This window comes from Novosphingobium chloroacetimidivorans, assembly GCF_014204535.1.
Lineage (GTDB): Bacteria > Pseudomonadota > Alphaproteobacteria > Sphingomonadales > Sphingomonadaceae > Novosphingobium > Novosphingobium chloroacetimidivorans.
Genome location: NZ_JACHLR010000018.1, coordinates 1 through 16,797 on the forward strand (window position 1 = coordinate 1; position 16,797 = coordinate 16,797).

Here is a 16,797-nt window from a genome sequence, read left to right on the forward strand (position 1 = left end):
ACCGCATCGCCGACCACCCCAACCGTCAAATCGACGATCTCTTGCCTTGGAACTACCGCGCCGCCTGAGCAGAACCGCTCACCGGACGCTTACGAACCACCAGCGCGCGAGGCGGTTATAGTGTATGGGCAGTTCTGTGCCGTCAGGGGTAGCCTCGGCGATGCGGCGCATCCGGATCTGGATCGCCACCACCGGCAGCCAGCAGGCTCCCACAAGGACGTAGAGCACAATGGCAGCCAGCAGCCATGGCGTTGTCAGTGGGTAACCGGCCAGGTTCGCCAACCAAACTCCCGTTACTGGCTGCACGATTACTGCGGGTGTGGTGAACAGCCAATCAGCGAGTTCCACGTTGCGATTGACCACCCGACGAGCTGCCAGCACGCCCGAGCGATTGGCCATCCAGCCATGGAACGCGGTGCCAAGCCCTGTGCCGAACAACAGGGTGGAGCTAAGGATATGGACCGTCTTGAGGAGCAGATAATCATGCATTGGGTTTCTCCATCGCATGGACGGCCAAAGACAGGCCGAGAACCGCGAGATTTTTGACCAAGGCCCCAAAGGGATCGGCCAAGAGTTCTGGCGCAATGGCGAAGAGGATCAGGCTGTAGACGCTCATCAGCACCACACCTGCCAATGCGGCCCCGCGCCAGTGCAGGAGCAGCGCCAAGCCTATCGCGATATCAGCCAGCGATCCGGCCCAGACGGTGCCCACTGCCCCAGTGCCTGCCAGCCCAAGGCGAGCGAGCAATTGGATGTTCTGGGTCATGGGGGTGAGCAACAGAGGTACCAACCCGCCAGCCAGCCACACTGCCGCGAGCAAGCCCCGCAAAGCAGGTGCAAGTGGTAACAGGCGGGCCGCCAGCGTATCGCTCTGGGTTGCTGGGTGACGGGCCAAAGCTTGCGCGACAGGCTGCGGCGTAAAACCAAGTGTGGCTACCAAAGGATCGACCGGCGCGTAATTGCCCGCCTCCAACATGGTCAAGCTCTCGAGGGTCATCGGCCCAATACCGAGTCTGGCGACCGCGCGAAGTATCCAGCGCGGAACCTGCAAGCTGCGCGTCGGGCCAAGCCCGTGCCAACGTCGTAAAATCCTCGTCAGGTCCACGATCCGCATCTTTTCGGGCCCGACTGCATCCACCACTACAGCCATGGGCAAGGGGCGCTGCAGCAAGCGCCAAACCGCTTCCACAAGATCGTCGATGGCGATGGGAGCGACCGGGCCGCCACCTATATCCGGCAACACCGGCAAGACTGCCAAAGCGCTGAACAGCGTCGTGCTGCCCCCGCCGCGCCCTACCACCAGCGAGGGGCGCACAATCGCCCAGCCCAATCCCAATGTGGTCAGATGTTCGTCTGCAGCGCGCTTGCTGGAATGGTAAGCGGAAGTGCCATCCTTAGCGCCCAAGGCGGAGATCTGAATCACGCGATCCACTCCGGCCTGCGCGGCGCCATCGAACAAGGCCATCGCACCGCGCGAGTGCAAACCGTCGTAATCGGCCCCTGCAGCCAGCACGCCTGCGCAGTTTACCACAGCGTCATAGCCCTGCAGGCGCTCGGCCCATATGGCGGCGTCCTCACGGGTCAGATCGCAGGCGATATCATGTCCGTGCCTCCCGGCGATCTTCACGGCGCAGTCTTCAGCGCGCAGTCGCCCGGCCAGATGTCCGCCGATAAACCCGCCGCCCACGATCATCACACGCATAGCGGCCTCCTCAGTTAATGTTGGGCTGTGGCACGCGGCGCCAAACGGCCAGTCCCATGCCAGCCATCGCCATCAGGATACCCGCCAGGGTAGCCGCCACTGTGCCCTGGATCAGTACGGTGGGATCCGTGGCAATCCGCGCCATCGAGACGAACAGCAGCGGCAGCGCGATCATCATCACCATCGACCACACCGTCCAGAACGACGACCGCTCTTCAGTTCCGCACAGTTCAGACAACAGGATTGAAAGCGGGCGGCGCAACACAAAGGCGGCCAGCCCCGCTAGCGCCAGCGTCACAGCATAGGTGAGCAGCAGGGCGGCAATCGGGATCAACATGGCTTGGCTCCTTTCACAAGGTCGGTCGAGATGACCGCGTCGTGCCACGTGCTTCGCAATCGGCATGCCAATTGCGGAGATTGCTGGAAAACCAAGGTTCCGGGCTGCGAACGGGCCACCTGAATGTTAACGACGTAACAGAAACGCATGATATGCTGTCAACGATGGATACAGCTCTTGGCATAATGGCGTATATCGGCGCGCTGGGCCTGACTGCGCTGGCGAGTTCTTTGCTGGCAGGCTTTGTCGTGGCCAAGGCGCGCGGCCTGCCGGGCGCGTGGACGCTGGTGGTGTTCCTATGCGGGGTTGCATTGTGGAGTTTGGCCATGGCCGCGCCTGCAATGCTGGGCGCAAAAGCGGCCTCCTTCACGCTGACGGTGATCGCGCTGTCACCGTTACCCGCGGCGGCTTTCGTGCATCTGGTCTTTGCATTTGCACTGTGCGGTGCGCTTCGTCCGGTAGCTTGGGCAAGCTATTGCGTGGCCGGTGTGGCCGCGCTTGCGGGCATCTTGCTAGGCGTGGGGCGGATCATGCCTTGGCATGGCTTTGCCGGAGCCTTTGCGCCCTCGTTGGTGGGCTGGGGTGTGTTAGCTGTTGCGGCGGCACTGTCGGTGGCGGGGCACCTGCGCCTGTTCCAAACGTGGCGCCAGCAGAGTGGATTACATCGCGATCAGGCAGGCGCCGTATTCGTTTCCAGCGGGATTGGGCTACTCGCGCTCACTGGGTTTGCCTTCCCCGCGTTAGGGATTGAGGTCTATCCTTGGCCGGTGCTCGCGCTGCCGTTCTACTCGGTGGCGCTGGTTTATGCGGTGCTGCGGCATCGTTTCATGGCGGCGGACATCTGGGCGCGCCGTGGCTTGGTGTGGATACTGCTGCTGGCGGGCGCGGGTGGCGCATCCGCGCTGATCGCCACTTTGCCACTTGCGCTGGCCGGGCGGCCAGAGGGCTTTGTGGCAACATGGGCGGCCTTGGCGGGCACAATGGCACTTGGACTGTTGGTAATGGCGCCGCTCAAACGTCTCGCCGATAAGCTGGTGTTCCCCGAGGCTAAGCTAGATGTGGAACCTTGGCGTGATGCCTTGGCGCAGGCCCCAGACGAGCGGGCGCTGAGCGAACTGGCTAACGCCATGCTGCGCCAGCACCTAGGCCTTGGCGCTGATGGGCCGGGATTGGCGGTTGTGGACGAGGCCGTCACGCTAATTGGATGGGAGGATGCCCCCACAGCCCTGCGTCATACCGCCGCCCGCATCGCCGCGCTGGTCGAGGAAGCCGCCCGCCGCCTCGTTAGCGCTCGCCGCATTGTGGAGGCCGAACGCGAAGCAAGGCTGGCGGAATTGGGTGCGCTGGCCGCGACAATTGCCCATGATCTGCGTAACCCGCTGGGCATTGTGCAAATGGCAGCCACCGGCGCCCCGCCAGAGGTGCGCGCCGAGATTGGGGAGCAGGTGGGGCGCATGAACGCGCTGGTCACCGACATTCTCGATTATGCTCGAGCTTGGACGATCGCGCCGCGCCCCATCGAACTGGCGTCTTATCTGGCCGGATTCGGCGTACCTTTGGACGTGCCCGAGGGCTTGATGCTCAATGTCGATCCCGCAGCCTTGCGCCGCGCCTTGGCCAATCTGGTAGACAATGCCAAGGCGATGGGCGGCGATTGTACGATCATTGCCCATGGCCGCTGCGTCGACATTTGCGACAATGGCCCCGGCATTGCGCCCGAAATCGCAGATAGCCTGTTCAAACCCTTCGTCTCGCGCCGCCCAGGCGGCACTGGCCTTGGTCTTGCAATCGTCCGTCGCATTATGGAGGCGCATGGTGGTACGGCCACCCTTGCGCGGCGCGAGGGTTGGACAACCTGTTTCCGCCTGACTTTTGGGGAAAACCCATGATCCTTCTGGCCGATGATGAGCCCGCCTTTCAGCGCCTGACTGCCGACTGGCTGCGGGCGCAAGGCCATGAGGTGGTCGCAGTAGGCGATGGTGATTCCGCCTATGCCGCCTTTTTGAAGCACAAGCCGAGTGTCGTGCTACTCGACCTTGCCATGCCGCCGCATCATGATCCGCAAGGAGGGATCGCTCTGATTTCCGCGTTTACTCCTGCGCCGGTGGTGGTGATGACTGGTCACGCTGATCAGGCACTGGCGATGCAGGCGATCGAGGCGGGGGCGTGGGATTTCCTCGCCAAGCCGGTCGATCCCGACCTGCTCAAGATTGTCGTCGCCCGTGCGGTGGAAAGGGCAAAGCTGGCGCAAGAACTGGCCGCGCTGCGCGCCCGCGATGAGTCCAGCGAGGACATGGGGCTGATTGGTCAATCCCCGCCGATGGTGGCATTACGTGCGCTGATACGCCGGGTGGCCCCCACCGTTCTGCCAGTTATGGTCCTGGGGCCCAGTGGCTCGGGCAAGGAACTCGTCGCACGTGCTGTCCACGCCGCTTCGCCACGGGCCAAGGGGCCCTTGGTGCCGGTGCACTGCGGAGCAGTTCCAGCAGACTTGTTGGAAAGCGAACTCTTTGGACATCTCAAGGGGAGCTTCACGGGCGCCCATGCAGACCGCGCAGGGCTCGTCGAGACGGCGCATGGCGGAACGCTTTTCCTCGACGAGATCGGCGAAATGCCTCCTGCCATGCAGGTCAAACTGCTACGTTTCCTCGCCGATGGCACCTATCAGCCAGTAGGGGCTCGGGAGATGCGCCATGCCGATGTGCGCATAGTTGCCGCAACCCACCGCGACTTGAGTGCTGCCGTAGCGGAAGGGTCGTTCCGGGAGGACCTCTATTACCGGCTTAAAGGTGTGGTGCTTGCCACAGCAAAGTTGGACGAGAGGGGACAAGATAAGGCTCTATTAGCGCAAATATTTCTGCGGCGTGTGTCCTCGCTTGCCCAATTCTCTCCTGAAGCTCTGGCGTGGATCAAGCAGCGATCTTGGCCCGGCAATGTGCGCGAACTGCGTGCAGCTGTCGAATGCGCGGCAGCCCTGGCCGAGGGGGCAGCCATCGATGTGCGGGATATGGCATTTGCTACGGGAACAAGCGAGCAGATCGATGCCCAGCCTCACCCACAGACGCTGGAAGAAGAAGTTGCAGCTCTGGAGCGCCGACGCATTTTGGAGGCGCTGGATCGCACGGGTAACAATCACACCCACAGTGCGCGCGAACTGGGCTTGTCGCGTGTTGGGCTGCTGAAGAAGATGGACCGGATGGGATTGCGGTAATTGCCGGAGCGCTTCTACCTTTTCGTCTCGCAGGTTAGCGAAGAGCACACCGCTAGCCCCCACGCAACGAATACAGTCACTTCAGTAGCTTATGAACCGCATCGCCTACCTGCTGTGCTGCGTCGAGCAGATGTTCGTCGTCAAGATGCGCGTAGCGGGCCGTCGATTGGTGGTTCGCGTGTCCAAGAAGCCGTCCGATCATGGGCAAGGTCTCCTTGCTCATAGCGGCATGGCTGGCGAAAGTATGGCGCAGATCATGGATGCGCAGCTTGCCCAATGCAGCCCGACCCAGAATCGTCTCCCACAAATGCTGTATGGACTTCATCGGTCTGCGGTACTGGTAGTTCCAGAACAGCCACGGAATTTTTGCATGGCGCGGCAGACTGTCGATGACCTCGCGTGAGGCCGAGCCTAGCCAGACGGTACGGGGGCCGGTTTTGCTGTCGCGCAGCAGCAGACGATTGCCCTTCACATCCTGCCACTGGAGGGTGAGGATTTCGCGGTAGCGACAGCCGGTCAGTAACAGGAGCGTGATGACCGCGCACCCTGATCGGATCGTGAGATTGTCGCTGGCGCGCAGTTCGGCCAGCACGTTGCCAAACCGCGCCAGTTCCTCGGCGGATAAGAACCTCTCGCACTGCCTGCGCTTGTTCGGTCTGACCGACCGACAGGGATTGGTGTTTTCAAGCCGGTATCCCCAGACTTCGGCCTTGTTGAGCATGTTCTTGAGGATCTCGAGCGTGCGGTTCGCCGCGCCGGGACCGGTGCGGTTGTTGAGGGCCGCGAACCACTTGGTCACATGCTCTTCGTTCAGTTCGTCAATGAAAACGCCTTTGAAGGCACCATCGAGATATTGGCGGCGATAGCCATCGTGGGTTGCCAGCGTTGAAGCCTTCCACTGCGGCGACCAGCGGGACCAATATTCCTCCAGAAAATCATCGAATCGTGGCGCGGAGCGGATGCGCTTGCGGTCGGTGGCGGGATCGCGACCGACCTGCGCGTAAGCTATAACGCGCCGCGCCACCATTTGCGCTTGGTGGCGAGTCAGCACCGAGGCCGGGCCGATCGTGACCGTCCGCAGCCTACCCGCCATGCGCGTCTGCACGATGTAGACATTGCGGCCACTGGGATAGTGGCGGATGCCAAAGCCGTGCTCGATCCCCAGCCAGGTGGTGGACCGCGCCTTGCCCTTCGGCACGAGCAGGAAATTGACGTTCGCACCGACTTCGGCGAGCGCCTCCTCGACGATCCGCTTGAGACTGGCGGCGGTCATGGGCGCAGCCCGATCGCCTGCGCCAGCGATCCGGCGATGCGGTTGGCGGCATCGCCAATCACGTCATCGGACAGGTGAGCATATTTGGCGGTCGTCTCCGGCAGGACATGGCCGAGCAGCCTGCCGATGGTCGCAAGCGGTACGTTATCCATGATCGCGGTCGAGGCGAAGCTATGCCGCAGGTCGTGAACGCGGACATCTGGTAAGGCGCAGCGCGCACGGAACGGGAGCCACCAGTTGTCGAAATTGAGCGGCCTTGTCCCGGCGCGGTTCGGGAAGACGAGCGTGGTGCCTTCGTGCCGCTCAATCCTTTCCAGCACTTCAAGCGCCTGGCTGTTGAGCCAGATCGTCTTGGCTCCGGTCTTGCTGTCCGGCAGGAGCAAGCGCGGCGGCTGCACCCAATCCCAGCGCAGATTCAATATCTCGCCCACCCGCGCGCCGGTGAACAGGAGCAGCCGCATGAGCGCAACCTGTGCGGGATAGGCTGCCTCCTGCTCACGCAACGCCACTCCAATCCGTCGATACTCTGCCGGCGTCAGGTATCGCTCTTTCGGTTCGCGCCAGTATCTCGGCATACCTCGACAAGGGTTGGAGCCCTTTCGCCGCAAGCGCAGCGCCTCGGCATATTTGAGCAGCGCTGCCAGGACCGGCAGGGCGCGATTAAACAACCCCTCCTTTGTGCCCGCGCAATCGTCTCGCCAGCGGTGAATATCGGCGGGAAGAATGTCTGCCACGCGCATCGCGCCGAAGGCCGGTGCAATGACAGTCTTCCATGCGTTCCAGTTTCGCTTGGTCGTCGAGGCTTTCCAGACCCGTGACAAGTCATCCCGATAGGTATCGACAAAGTCCGACAGGATCGGCGTCGCCTTGACCACGGCGCGTTTGGGCAGACCATCAAGCGCCATCTCGGCAAGCAATCGCCGAGCCTGTGCCCGGGCCAGCTCTGCCACAAGTTCGTCAGATCGGCCCAATGTAATCCGGCGATGCTTGCCCCGATGGCGCAGCCGAACGAACCAGTAGGTGTTGCCGGTGGGTCTGACACGCAGGCCAAAGCCCGCAAGTTCCGTATCCCAGATGCAGTATTCCGTCTCGCGCAGCGGCAGCTTGCGCCGCGCAAAGTTGCCATCGAGAAGTGCCCGGCGCCCGGGCTTTCGCCGCGTGGGGACCATATGGCCATCGCCCATATCAAGACTGGGGTCGAAAGTCGCGGGATTCCGGTCATTTGCGGGGACCAGATGGCCTTCAACGGCATGCCCGCTGCCGAGCAGCCCCAGCATCTCACGCACTGATTTTACGGCGTTTTTCTCCATGAACACAGCGGTACACTGCGTACGGTGTGCTTAGATTTTCACTGCCCGGCGTGGTCCCAGCCTCCATCCTGAGACGCCTCTTCGATCATGAATCCGGAACCGGGAGGATGCGGCGAAGCGAGGCAAGCGGTTATTGATTTGTTGGGAATCGGCGCATATATCGACCTCAACAAAGCCCGCCACGCCTCTCAACGATGCGCACCATGGCGGGCTACTTTGTTTTTGGACTAGCCTCGCGCATAAGCGGGCAATGCGTCCGTTCACCAAACCATCGAAGTCCGTACCTGACCAAATCGCGCTGCTGCAAGAGCGTGGCATGGAAATTGCCGATGTGGATCGGGCGAAACATGCCCTTGGCCATATCAGCTATTATCGGTTGCGGGCGTACTGGCTCTATTTTGAAGCCGACCCGGAATCGGGTCTTCACACATTCAAGCCCGGCACCACGCTGGAGGCTGTCCTTACTCTTTACGAGTTCGATCGGCACCTCCGTCTCATTCTCATGGACGCCTTGGAGCGCATAGAGGTGGCTGCCCGCGGGTCATGGGCATACCAACTGGCGATGGTTTATGGCCCGCACGGCTATCTCGACGCCGCGCTATACCCTCGCGCTGATCGGTTTCAGGAAAATGTGGATCAGCTCCAATCTGAGTATGACCGATCCCACGACGTATTCGTGGATCATTACAAGCGAAGCTATAATGATCCCCCCTTGCCGCCCGTTTGGATGGCAGCGGAGTTTATGTCGTTTGGTCTGTTGTCCAAATTTTTCTCGGCGCTGGGTGGGCGAGCTGACCGAAAAGCTATCGCCCGCAAAATCGGATTTGATGACCGGGTGTTTCAGGGCCTGATGCATCATCTGGCTACGGTGCGAAACATTTGCGCGCATCATAGTCGTTTGTGGAACCGCCGGTTCACCGTGACATTCCCCATGGCGCAAAATCCGCCAGCCCTCGCGGCAACGATTGATCCGCAGGCTGATCGGAAGCTCTACAACACCCTCTCGATGCTTTTGCACTCGATGGCCGTCGTCGCGCCCGAATCCGATTGGCCCAAAAGGCTGGCGGCGTTGATCGAAGAGAATCCTTCTGGCGACTTCGAAGCGATGGGCTTCCCGCCTGACTGGCGGGAGAGGCCGCTGTGGGCAGCGATCCTATGAGCTAAATCGCCATTCGCGTTCCACACCGTCCAGCTTCGAGCGAACCCGCTATTGGGGAGCGGTTATGGGAGCCGTGACCCTAAGCGGAAAAATATCTAGCAAAATCAACGCGTTATGGCGGAGCGGGAGGGATTCGAACCCTCGATACGCTTTTGGCGTATACTCACTTTCCAGGCGAGCGCCTTCGACCACTCGGCCACCGCTCCGCATGCACTGGATAGGGTGCGGCCCCTAGCGTGCCGCGGGGGGTTACGCAAGCGGTGAGGTCGTGGCATCAGCATGTCATGGCGTGGAAAATCGGAATGGCGGTGCTGGCGCTGGCTGGCAGCGGTTTGGGCATGCGGGATGCGTCGGCGACGGAAGGCGGGTCGGTGGCAGCCGCGCCGCTTCCCGGCGGGAAGAATGCTGGGGTTGCTCATGCTTCACCGTCGCCTGCGCAGATCGTCGCGACGGCTCCCGAGCAAGACTGGGTGGCGATCGCGCCCGAGGACCTGCTGGTGATGGACTTGGCGCCGCGCGAGCCAGCGCAGTCCACCGTGGCGACGCTGCAGCCGCAAGTCGCGTCAGGCCAGCCGACCGAGCCGGCGACCGTCGTGCCGGCACCAGCCGCGGCGGTGGCAGCTCCACGGCCGCGCCGTGTCGTGATCCAGTTGATCGGGCCGCCCTACTCCCAAGGTTGGGTCGCGAACATACGTCTGCTTGCGGCCGAACACTGGTGGGATGGACTGGCGATCGTGCGCGTGCAGGACAACTACGTCGTGCAATGGGGCGACCCGCAGAGTGCCGACCCGGTGCTCGCTCGCCCACTCCCCGGCTTGCTCCAGAAGATGCCGCAGGCGGACTACATCGCCGGCAAGCCCGGCGACTGCGGACGCTTCGCCGCGATCTGTCCGCCGGCATCGCTGGCCTATGTCACCAGTGACGACATACGCGATGCCTATGCCGACAGCGCCGGCTTCGTCGCGGGTTGGCCGGTGGCCATCAAGGGTGCGCGCAGCTGGCCGGTCCATTGCTACGGCACCGTCGGGGTAGGCCGGGACGTCGCGCCGGATACGGGAACGGGCGCCGAGCTCTACGCCGTGATCGGCCATGCGCCGCGCCAGCTGGACCGCAACATCGCCGTCGTGGGTCGGGTCATCGAGGGGATCGAACTGCTGTCGTCCCTGCCCCGCGGCACTGCCGAGCTGGGCTTCTACGCCACGCCCGAAGAGCGCACCGGCATCGTTTTGATCCGCCCTGGCAGCGAAGTGCCGGACCTGCCGCGTTACCAATACCTGTCCACCTCAAGCGGCAGCTTCGCGCAGTATTTGCATGCGCGGGCCAATCGCCAGGACGACTTCTACATCCAGCCGGCAGGCTCGGTCGACATATGCAACGTACCGGTGCCGATCCGCATGGCCAAGCCGATCGCGGAACCGACGACCAGGAAGAAGCGGGTCAGATAGCTCCTTCGCTTACGGTCTGGCGAGCATCTTGCGATCAGCTCTCACCGATATTGGTATGGGGCGACGGAGTGTAGCGCTGCGTCTGCAAGGACGTGCTCGTCGCGGCGGACTTGATCGCGCCTCTAAAGCCGCTGCCGGCTCATACCCTCTGCGCCTCGGCCACCGCTTCGCTGGCGCGCAGCGAGCCGATGATGCGTGTCAGGTGCGCAAGGTCGGTCACGTCCAGGTCAACCTCGTACGTGCCGAAAGGCTCGTCGCGCTGGACCATCTGCAGGTTGACCACGTTGGCGCGATTACGGGCAAGGATGTCGGTCACTTCCGCGAGCGTCCCGGGGCGATTGTATAGCACCAGCCGCAGACGGCCGACCGCGCCCGTGGTCCGCTCACCCCATGACACATCGAGCCAGTCGGCATCGACGCCGCTTGCCAGCGTCAGGCAATCGATCGTGTGGACTTCGACCTTCTGGTCGGGCCGGCGCAATCCGACGATGCGATCGCCGGGGACGGGATGGCAGCACCCGGCGAGGTGAAAGCCCATGCCCGGTGTCAGGCCCTTGATCGAGATCGCCTGCTCCTGGATGGGCCAGTCCTCGTCCTCGGGCAGTTCGGCGGTGCTGCCTGGTGCGAGCGCTTCCATCACCTGGCGATCAGTCAGACGGGCCGAGCCGATCGCAAACATCAGCTCCTCTTCGTCGCGCAGGCCCAGGCGGCCGACCGCGGCGGTAGTGGCCTTCTTGCCGATGCGTCCGGGCAGGCGGGAGGCGATCTCATCCAGCAGCTTGGCGCCGATCGCGGAGATCTCCTGCCGCTCCTTGGCCCGCACCGCGCGGCGGATGGCGGCGCGCGCCTTGCCGGTCACGACGAAGCCCAGCCAGGCCAGCTGCGGCTCGGTCTGCGTACTTTTGACGATCTCGACGACGTCGCCGTTCACCAGCCGCGTGCGCAGTGGCACCAGGCGGCCGTTGATCTTGGCACCGACGGCAGCGTTGCCCAGATTGGTGTGGACCGCGTAGGCGAAGTCTACCGCGGTCGAGCCCTTGGGCAGCTGGTGGAGCGCGCCCTTGGGCGTGAAGGCGAAGATGCGGTCGGCGTAGATCGCCATCTTCGTGTTCTCGAGCAGCTCCTCGGCATCGTGGCTGGCGTCGACGATCTCGATCAAGTCGCGTAGCCAGCCCACTTGCCCGTCCGGCTTGACGTTGCTGCCCGGCTTGCCGCCGCCCTGCTTGTAGGCCCAGTGCGCCGCCAGGCCGAACTCGTTGGTGCGGTGCATGTCGCGGGTGCGGATCTGCACCTCCATGCGCATCGAGTTCTCGTAGATCAGCGCGGTGTGGAGCGACTTGTAGCCGTTGGTCTTGGGCGTCGAGATGTAGTCCTTGAACCGCCCGGGGATCATCTGCCAGGTCTGGTGAAGGACGCCCAATGCGCGATAGCAATCCTCCGGCTTCTCGACGAGGACGCGAAACGCCATGATGTCGGTGATCTGCTCGAACGTGACATGGCGCTCGCTCATCTTGCGCCAGATCGAGTACGGGTGCTTCTCGCGCCCGACGACTTCGACGTTGAGCCCGGATTCCGCGAGCGACTGGCGAATGGCGAACGCGATCGCATCCACCTGCCCGCCTTCTTGGTTGCGGATCTGCGCCAGGCGACCGGTGATGATCGCATAGGCTTCGGGCTCCAGCTGCTCGAAGGCGAGCAGCTGCATCTCGCGCATGTACTCGTACATGCCGACGCGCTCGGCCAGCGGCGCGTAGATCTCCATGGTCTCGCGCGCGATGCGCCGGCGCTTGTCCTCGCTCTTGATGTAGTGGAGCGTGCGCATGTTGTGCAGGCGGTCGGCGAGCTTGACGAGAAGGACGCGCAAGTCCTCGCTCATCGCCAACAGGAACTTGCGCAGGTTTTCCGCCGCCCGCTCGTTCTCGGGCATGGCCTCGATCTTTGAGAGTTTGGTGACGCCATCGACCAGCCGGGCGACGTCCGGCCCGAACTTCTGCTCGATCTCCTCGACGGTGACGAGCGTGTCCTCGACCGTGTCGTGCAGCAGCGCGGTGATGATGGTCTGCTGGTCGAGCTTGAGCTCGGTCATCAGGCCGGCGACTTCGATCGGATGGCTGAAATACGGGTCGCCGCTGGCGCGCTTCTGACTGCCGTGCTTCTGGACGGTGTAGACATAGGCGCGGTTCAGCAGGGCCTCATCGGCCTCTGGCGCGTACTCCAGGACGCGTTCGACGAGTTCGTACTGGCGGAGCATTCGTGCTCCAGCATTTGGAGATTTTCGTCACGGCGGCAAGGGTTAAGTGCGCTCGGCCTCCCCTGATCATCAGGCAGAGCGCACTAACTCCAGTGTCGCAGCGTCAGAACAGCCCGGGCACTTCGCGCTGAGCGGCGTTGCGCTTGTTGCGATCGATCAGCGGCGGTGCGCTGCGCGCGGTCGCTTGCTGGCCGGCGCTGGCAGTGCCCTGAATCGGGGTGCACGAGCGCCCGGCCAGGAAGTTCAGCGCGGTGCGGATCGAGGCTTCCTGCGTATCGCCCAGCGGGCGGAACACGTCGTCGGTCGCCTGGCACGTCACCGCCACCTTGCTCGCCAGGCCGGTGTAATAATCGCCTTCGCGGGCCGAGTTCTCAGTCTTGATCGCCACCGCGCGCAGGCGATCGTCGCACTCTGGTCGGTCCAGCGCGACCTGGCCTACGGGCTTGCCATAAGTGTTGCTGCCGATCAGCGCGACGTTGCCGCCGAGGTACGGGCGTTGCGCATTGATCACCAGCTCGCTGGCGGAAGCCGTCCAGTCCGTGCCGATGAACGCGACCTTCGTCGCCGCGATCGCCTGGGCTTGCGAGCTCACCAGGTTGGTCACGTTGCGCGACGCCTTGGAGGGACGATACGCCTCGTAGCTCAGCACCTGACCGACGCGCTGGGCATTCAGCAGATCGCTGAACAGGTTCGCCACGGAGATGAGTCCGCCACCGTTGTAGCGCAGATCGACGATAACCTCTGTCACCCCTTGCGCCTTGAAGCTGGCGAACGCCTCGCGCAGCGCCCGGTCGGCCGTCACCACGAAGGTGCGCAAGTTGATGTAGCCGACCTTGCGGCCGCCATCGTCGATGATCCTGGTTCCGAACCGCGAGGAGATCGGCGGAATGTCGTAGGAGCGCTTGGTCACCGAAACGGTGCTGACCGTCGAGTTGGGCTGCCGGATCTGGAAGAACACCGTGGTGCCTGCGGTGTCGGGCCCCAGCGCATCGTAGACCGCGTTCCATCCGCCGGCATTCACCAGATCGCGGATGGTGCGCAGGTTTGAGCTGGAGGTGCCGATCGAGAGGATCTCGGTGCCACGGTCGAGCCCTGCCGCGAGGCCCGGCGCACCTTCATAGGAGTCCACGACGACGAGCGCTGGATCGGAGTACGGCTGCAGCTGGACGCCCAGCCCCGCCGACGTGCCGTTCTCGTAGAAGGCGTTTTCCTCGGCGATCGAACTGACATGCGTGAAGTACCGATCGCGCTGCTGCGCGCGGGCCGGCGCGACCAGCGCATCGACATAGTCGTCAAGATTGGAATAGCCTGCCGGGTTCACGTCGGTCGCGAGCAGCTCCGGGAAGAGGTACCACTCGTTCAGCTGCGCCAGCGCCCAATCCTGTCTCGCGCGCAAGGTGCACGCGGTGCTTGAAGTCGGCGTCGGTGCCGGGCTTGCCGTGGGCGAAGGGCTGGGCATCGATGTGCCCCCGCTTGACGTCGAGGAGCCATCCCCGCCGCCGCAGCCCGACAACACGGCAAGCGCCGCGATAATGGATGTGAACTTGCCCCCGCGCATTCTGCCCGCCCTGAAATGCCCCAATCGCGGCAGATGCTTAGTGGCGTTGACAGCTATGTCAAAGGCACTTGTGTGACGGTTGCGACCAGCCGTTTGCACGGCAGCCCATGCGTGCCGATCAGCTCCAGGTCGCCTCGGGCGGCAGGCTCATCAGGATGGCGTCGATGTTGCCGCCGGTCTTGAGCCCGAACAGTGTGCCGCGATCGTATACCAGGTTGAATTCGGCATAGCGGCCACGCCATTCCAGCTGCTGCGCCTTGTCCGCCGCGTTCCACGGCAAGCCAAGGCGGCGCCGGACGATGCGCGGGAACACCGCCAGGAATGCCTCGCCCACGGCCTTGGTAAAGGCAAAGTTCGCCTCCCAGACAGCCTCGTCGGTGCATTCCAGGTGGTCGTAGAAAATCCCTCCGACACCGCGGTGGACGCCGCGATGGGGTATGTAGAAGTACTCGTCCGCCCAGGCCTTGTAGCGCTCGTAGGCGTCGGGCGCGAAGCCGTCGCAGGCGGCCTTGAAGGCGGCGTGGAATTCGGCGGTATCGTCCTCGTAAGGGATCGGCGGGTTGAGGTCGCCGCCGCCGCCGAACCAGGCCTTGGTCGTCGTCAGGAACCGCGTGTTCATGTGCACGGCAGGTACGTGCGGGTTGGCCATGTGCGCCACCAGGCTGATGCCGGTTGCGGTGAAGGCGTTCTGGTCCGCGCTGGCGCCGTTGATGGTGCCGGCGAAATCCTTCGCCAGGCCGCCCGCCACCGTGGACACGTTGACGCCGACCTTCTCGAAGACCTTGCCCTTCATCACCCCGCGCGTGCCGCCACCGGTATCGTCCGCCTCGCCCGGCAGTGCCTCGCGCTTCCACGGCGTGTAGACGAAGCTGGCGTCGCTGCCCGTCTCGCGCTCGATCGCTTCGAACTCGGCGCAGATCGCGTCGCGCAAGTGCTCGAACCAGGTACGGGCGCGCTGCGTGTAGGGTGTCCAGTCGGTCATCAGGGGCGCTTGCCAAATCGAAAGCCCTGGGGCAAGGGCGGCGCATGGTTCCCTTTTCGTTCTGTGGCGATGAGATGCGGCTGGTCTCGGGCACCCCGCCCCGGCTCGGCAGTCGTGCGCCTAGCGGAGGCGCGCTGTTCTGGCCGCGCGAGCAGGCGCTGCTGGTCGCCGACCTTCACCTGGAGAAGGCGAGCTTCTTCGCGCGCGCCGGGCAGATGCTGCCGCCCTACGATAGCCGAGAAACCCTGGAACGCCTGGCGCTCGCCATTCGCGAAACCGGCGCGCGGCGCGTCTTCGCATTGGGCGACAACTTCCACGACGATGGTGGCGTCGCCCGCCTGGAGCCTCATGCCGCCGGCATGCTCGCGGCGCTGACCCGCGCGGTCGAGTGGGTGTGGATCGTCGGCAACCACGATCCCTCGCTCGAGAAGGACGCCGGGGGCGAGGTCGTCGAGGAGACGCAGCTGAACGGCGTGATCCTGCGCCACAAGGCCCGCGCCGGAGAAACCGCGCCCGAACTGTCCGGCCATTTCCATCCCAAGCTGGTGGTCGAAGCGCGCGGCCGGCGCATCTCACGCGCCTGCGCCGTGGCGAGCGAGCGGCGGATCATCCTGCCCGCATTCGGCGCACTGACCGGCGGCATGAACGCCGCCTCGACAGAGATCCTGTCCGCGATGCAGCCCGCCAGCGCGATCGACGCGATCCTGCCGGCACAAGGGCGATTGCTGCAATATCCCCTCTGGCGCGCGGCGGCCTGAATACCCATATCCGCAGCCGGCGGAGTGACGAAACAGTTGCGCGTGTTGTTAAGCGCCATTTCGTACTTTGCTTGTGGGGCCGATTCGCATTATTGGCCGCGCATTCCGTCCATAGCCATGAACGATTCTGGAGAACGCATATAGCACCCCCACCCCGGCGCATGATGACGCCCCCGGTCAAGAGCGGACCGCGCTACAACAATCTGATCCAGTCAGACAAAGTCCGCGTGATCGATGAAAATGGCGAGAACCTGGGCGTGATGTACACGCGCGAGGCGATCGCGCAGGCTGCGGAAGTCGGCCTGGACCTGGTGGAGGTCTCCCCCAACGCTGATCCGCCGGTCTGCAAGTTCCTCGATGTCGGCAAGTTCCGCTACGAAGCGCAGAAGAAGGCCAATCTGGCGCGCAAGTCGCAGAAGACGCAGGAGATCAAGGAGATCAAGATGCGTCCCAACATCGACGACCACGACTACGACGTGAAGATGCGCAATGTCGCGCGCTTCATCGACGATGGCGACAAGGTGAAGGTCACCCTGCGCTTCCGTGGCCGCGAACTGTCGCACCAGCAGTTGGGCATGGACCTGTTGCGGCGAGTGCAGGCCGATGTCGCCGAGGTCGCGAAGGTCGAAGCCTATCCGCGCATGGAAGGCCGCCAGATGCTGATGGTGCTATCGCCGAAGTAACGCCTGTTACCTCTCCCCGGACGGGGAGAGGATACGAAGGCTTGCAAGCTTGCTTGCTAGCCGAAGTTGGAGAGGGGTTGTGCCCTCTCGAGCGTCGGACCGCTCTCCCAGCTACGCTAGTCCCTGAT

14 protein-coding genes and 1 tRNA gene are annotated in these 16,797 nt (G+C 63.6%); 6 read left to right on the plus strand and 9 right to left on the minus strand.

Features of this window, described 5'->3' with window-relative positions; all coding sequences use genetic code 11:
* Positions 1 to 78: 78 nt before the first annotated feature.
* The 3 genes from HNO88_RS17295 to HNO88_RS17305 are packed head-to-tail and all read right to left on the minus strand — an operon-like array spanning position 79 to position 2,039.
* Positions 79 to 489 carry a DUF2269 family protein gene (locus HNO88_RS17295; RefSeq protein ID WP_184248508.1) on the minus strand — a complete coding sequence of 137 codons (411 nt, stop codon included), beginning with the start codon at positions 487 to 489 and terminating at the stop codon, positions 79 to 81.
* A complete protein-coding gene (locus HNO88_RS17300) occupies positions 482 to 1,702 on the minus strand; it encodes an SDR family oxidoreductase (protein ID WP_184248511.1) in 1,221 nt (406 codons plus the stop codon). The genes HNO88_RS17295 and HNO88_RS17300 overlap by 8 nt, the downstream gene beginning before the upstream one ends.
* Before the next feature lie 10 nt (positions 1,703 to 1,712).
* Positions 1,713 to 2,039, minus strand: a complete 327-nt coding sequence (locus HNO88_RS17305; RefSeq protein ID WP_184248514.1) for a hypothetical protein — start codon at positions 2,037 to 2,039, stop codon at positions 1,713 to 1,715.
* A gap of 185 nt (positions 2,040 to 2,224) precedes the next feature.
* Between HNO88_RS17305 and HNO88_RS17310 the strand changes: the two genes are divergently transcribed.
* Both HNO88_RS17310 and HNO88_RS17315 read left to right on the plus strand, forming a co-directional pair.
* On the plus strand, positions 2,225 to 3,928 hold the full coding sequence (locus tag HNO88_RS17310) for a sensor histidine kinase (RefSeq protein ID WP_184248517.1): 1,704 nt from the start codon (positions 2,225 to 2,227) through the stop codon (positions 3,926 to 3,928).
* Positions 3,925 to 5,250, plus strand: a complete 1,326-nt coding sequence (locus tag HNO88_RS17315; RefSeq protein ID WP_184248520.1) for a sigma-54-dependent transcriptional regulator — start codon at positions 3,925 to 3,927, stop codon at positions 5,248 to 5,250. Before HNO88_RS17310 ends, HNO88_RS17315 begins: the two co-directional genes overlap by 4 nt.
* A 76-nt stretch (positions 5,251 to 5,326) precedes the next feature.
* Here HNO88_RS17315 and HNO88_RS17320 read toward each other — a convergent pair whose 3' ends face one another.
* Both HNO88_RS17320 and HNO88_RS17325 read right to left on the minus strand, forming a co-directional pair.
* A complete protein-coding gene (locus tag HNO88_RS17320) occupies positions 5,327 to 6,523 on the minus strand; it encodes a site-specific integrase (RefSeq protein ID WP_184248523.1) in 1,197 nt (398 codons plus the stop codon).
* Positions 6,520 to 7,833, minus strand: coding sequence for a tyrosine-type recombinase/integrase (locus HNO88_RS17325; protein ID WP_246381960.1), 1,314 nt, complete (start codon positions 7,831 to 7,833; stop codon positions 6,520 to 6,522). Before HNO88_RS17325 ends, HNO88_RS17320 begins: the two co-directional genes overlap by 4 nt.
* Positions 7,834 to 8,149: 316 nt before the next feature.
* On the opposite strand from HNO88_RS17325, the gene HNO88_RS17330 reads away from it, so the two are divergent.
* On the plus strand, positions 8,150 to 8,992 hold the full coding sequence (locus HNO88_RS17330) for an Abi family protein (protein ID WP_246381962.1): 843 nt from the start codon (positions 8,150 to 8,152) through the stop codon (positions 8,990 to 8,992).
* A 115-nt stretch (positions 8,993 to 9,107) separates the two neighbouring features.
* Here HNO88_RS17330 and HNO88_RS17335 read toward each other — a convergent pair.
* Positions 9,108 to 9,198 (minus strand) — tRNA-Ser (locus HNO88_RS17335).
* Positions 9,199 to 9,276: 78 nt separating this feature from the next.
* Here HNO88_RS17335 and HNO88_RS17340 point away from each other — a divergent pair.
* Positions 9,277 to 10,437: a peptidylprolyl isomerase gene (locus HNO88_RS17340; RefSeq protein WP_246381964.1), complete on the plus strand. Its 1,161-nt coding sequence runs from the start codon at positions 9,277 to 9,279 to the stop codon at positions 10,435 to 10,437.
* A 139-nt stretch (positions 10,438 to 10,576) separates the two neighbouring features.
* On the opposite strand, the gene HNO88_RS17345 is transcribed toward HNO88_RS17340, so the two are convergent.
* From HNO88_RS17345 to hemF, 3 genes are all read right to left on the minus strand, one after another.
* Entirely contained in the window at positions 10,577 to 12,688 is a 2,112-nt protein-coding gene (locus HNO88_RS17345) for a RelA/SpoT family protein (RefSeq protein WP_184248529.1), read from the minus strand.
* Positions 12,689 to 12,791: 103 nt separating this feature from the next.
* Entirely contained in the window at positions 12,792 to 14,147 is a 1,356-nt protein-coding gene (locus HNO88_RS17350) for a S41 family peptidase (RefSeq protein ID WP_246381966.1), read from the minus strand.
* Positions 14,148 to 14,364: 217 nt separating this feature from the next.
* Positions 14,365 to 15,228 carry an oxygen-dependent coproporphyrinogen oxidase gene (gene hemF, locus HNO88_RS17355; protein WP_184248535.1) on the minus strand — a complete coding sequence of 288 codons (864 nt, stop codon included), beginning with the start codon at positions 15,226 to 15,228 and terminating at the stop codon, positions 14,365 to 14,367.
* Positions 15,229 to 15,272: 44 nt separating this feature from the next.
* On the opposite strand from hemF, the gene pdeM reads away from it, so the two are divergent.
* Both pdeM and infC read left to right on the plus strand, forming a co-directional pair.
* A complete protein-coding gene (pdeM, locus tag HNO88_RS17360; RefSeq protein ID WP_184248538.1) occupies positions 15,273 to 15,986 on the plus strand; it encodes a ligase-associated DNA damage response endonuclease PdeM in 714 nt (237 codons plus the stop codon).
* Positions 15,987 to 16,147: 161 nt separating this feature from the next.
* Positions 16,148 to 16,669 (plus strand): translation initiation factor IF-3, encoded by a 522-nt coding sequence (infC, locus tag HNO88_RS17365; RefSeq protein ID WP_159874277.1) that lies wholly within the window; start codon positions 16,148 to 16,150, stop codon positions 16,667 to 16,669.
* Positions 16,670 to 16,797: the final 128 nt, after the last annotated feature.

Coding starts and splice junctions, on each gene's coding strand:
- HNO88_RS17295 (WP_184248508.1), bottom strand. CDS start 489: ATGCATGATTATCTGCTCCTCAAGACGGTCCATATCCTTAGCTCCACC.
- HNO88_RS17300 (WP_184248511.1), bottom strand. CDS start 1,702: ATGCGTGTGATGATCGTGGGCGGCGGGTTTATCGGCGGACATCTGGCC.
- HNO88_RS17305 (WP_184248514.1), bottom strand. CDS start 2,039: ATGTTGATCCCGATTGCCGCCCTGCTGCTCACCTATGCTGTGACGCTG.
- HNO88_RS17310 (WP_184248517.1), top strand. CDS start 2,225: ATGGCGTATATCGGCGCGCTGGGCCTGACTGCGCTGGCGAGTTCTTTG.
- HNO88_RS17315 (WP_184248520.1), top strand. CDS start 3,925: ATGATCCTTCTGGCCGATGATGAGCCCGCCTTTCAGCGCCTGACTGCC.
- HNO88_RS17320 (WP_184248523.1), bottom strand. CDS start 6,523: ATGACCGCCGCCAGTCTCAAGCGGATCGTCGAGGAGGCGCTCGCCGAA.
- HNO88_RS17325 (WP_246381960.1), bottom strand. CDS start 7,833: ATGGAGAAAAACGCCGTAAAATCAGTGCGTGAGATGCTGGGGCTGCTC.
- HNO88_RS17330 (WP_246381962.1), top strand. CDS start 8,150: ATGGAAATTGCCGATGTGGATCGGGCGAAACATGCCCTTGGCCATATC.
- HNO88_RS17340 (WP_246381964.1), top strand. CDS start 9,277: ATGGCGTGGAAAATCGGAATGGCGGTGCTGGCGCTGGCTGGCAGCGGT.
- HNO88_RS17345 (WP_184248529.1), bottom strand. CDS start 12,688: ATGCTCCGCCAGTACGAACTCGTCGAACGCGTCCTGGAGTACGCGCCA.
- HNO88_RS17350 (WP_246381966.1), bottom strand. CDS start 14,147: ATGCCCAGCCCTTCGCCCACGGCAAGCCCGGCACCGACGCCGACTTCA.
- hemF (WP_184248535.1), bottom strand. CDS start 15,228: ATGACCGACTGGACACCCTACACGCAGCGCGCCCGTACCTGGTTCGAG.
- pdeM (WP_184248538.1), top strand. CDS start 15,273: ATGGTTCCCTTTTCGTTCTGTGGCGATGAGATGCGGCTGGTCTCGGGC.
- infC (WP_159874277.1), top strand. CDS start 16,148: ATGATGACGCCCCCGGTCAAGAGCGGACCGCGCTACAACAATCTGATC.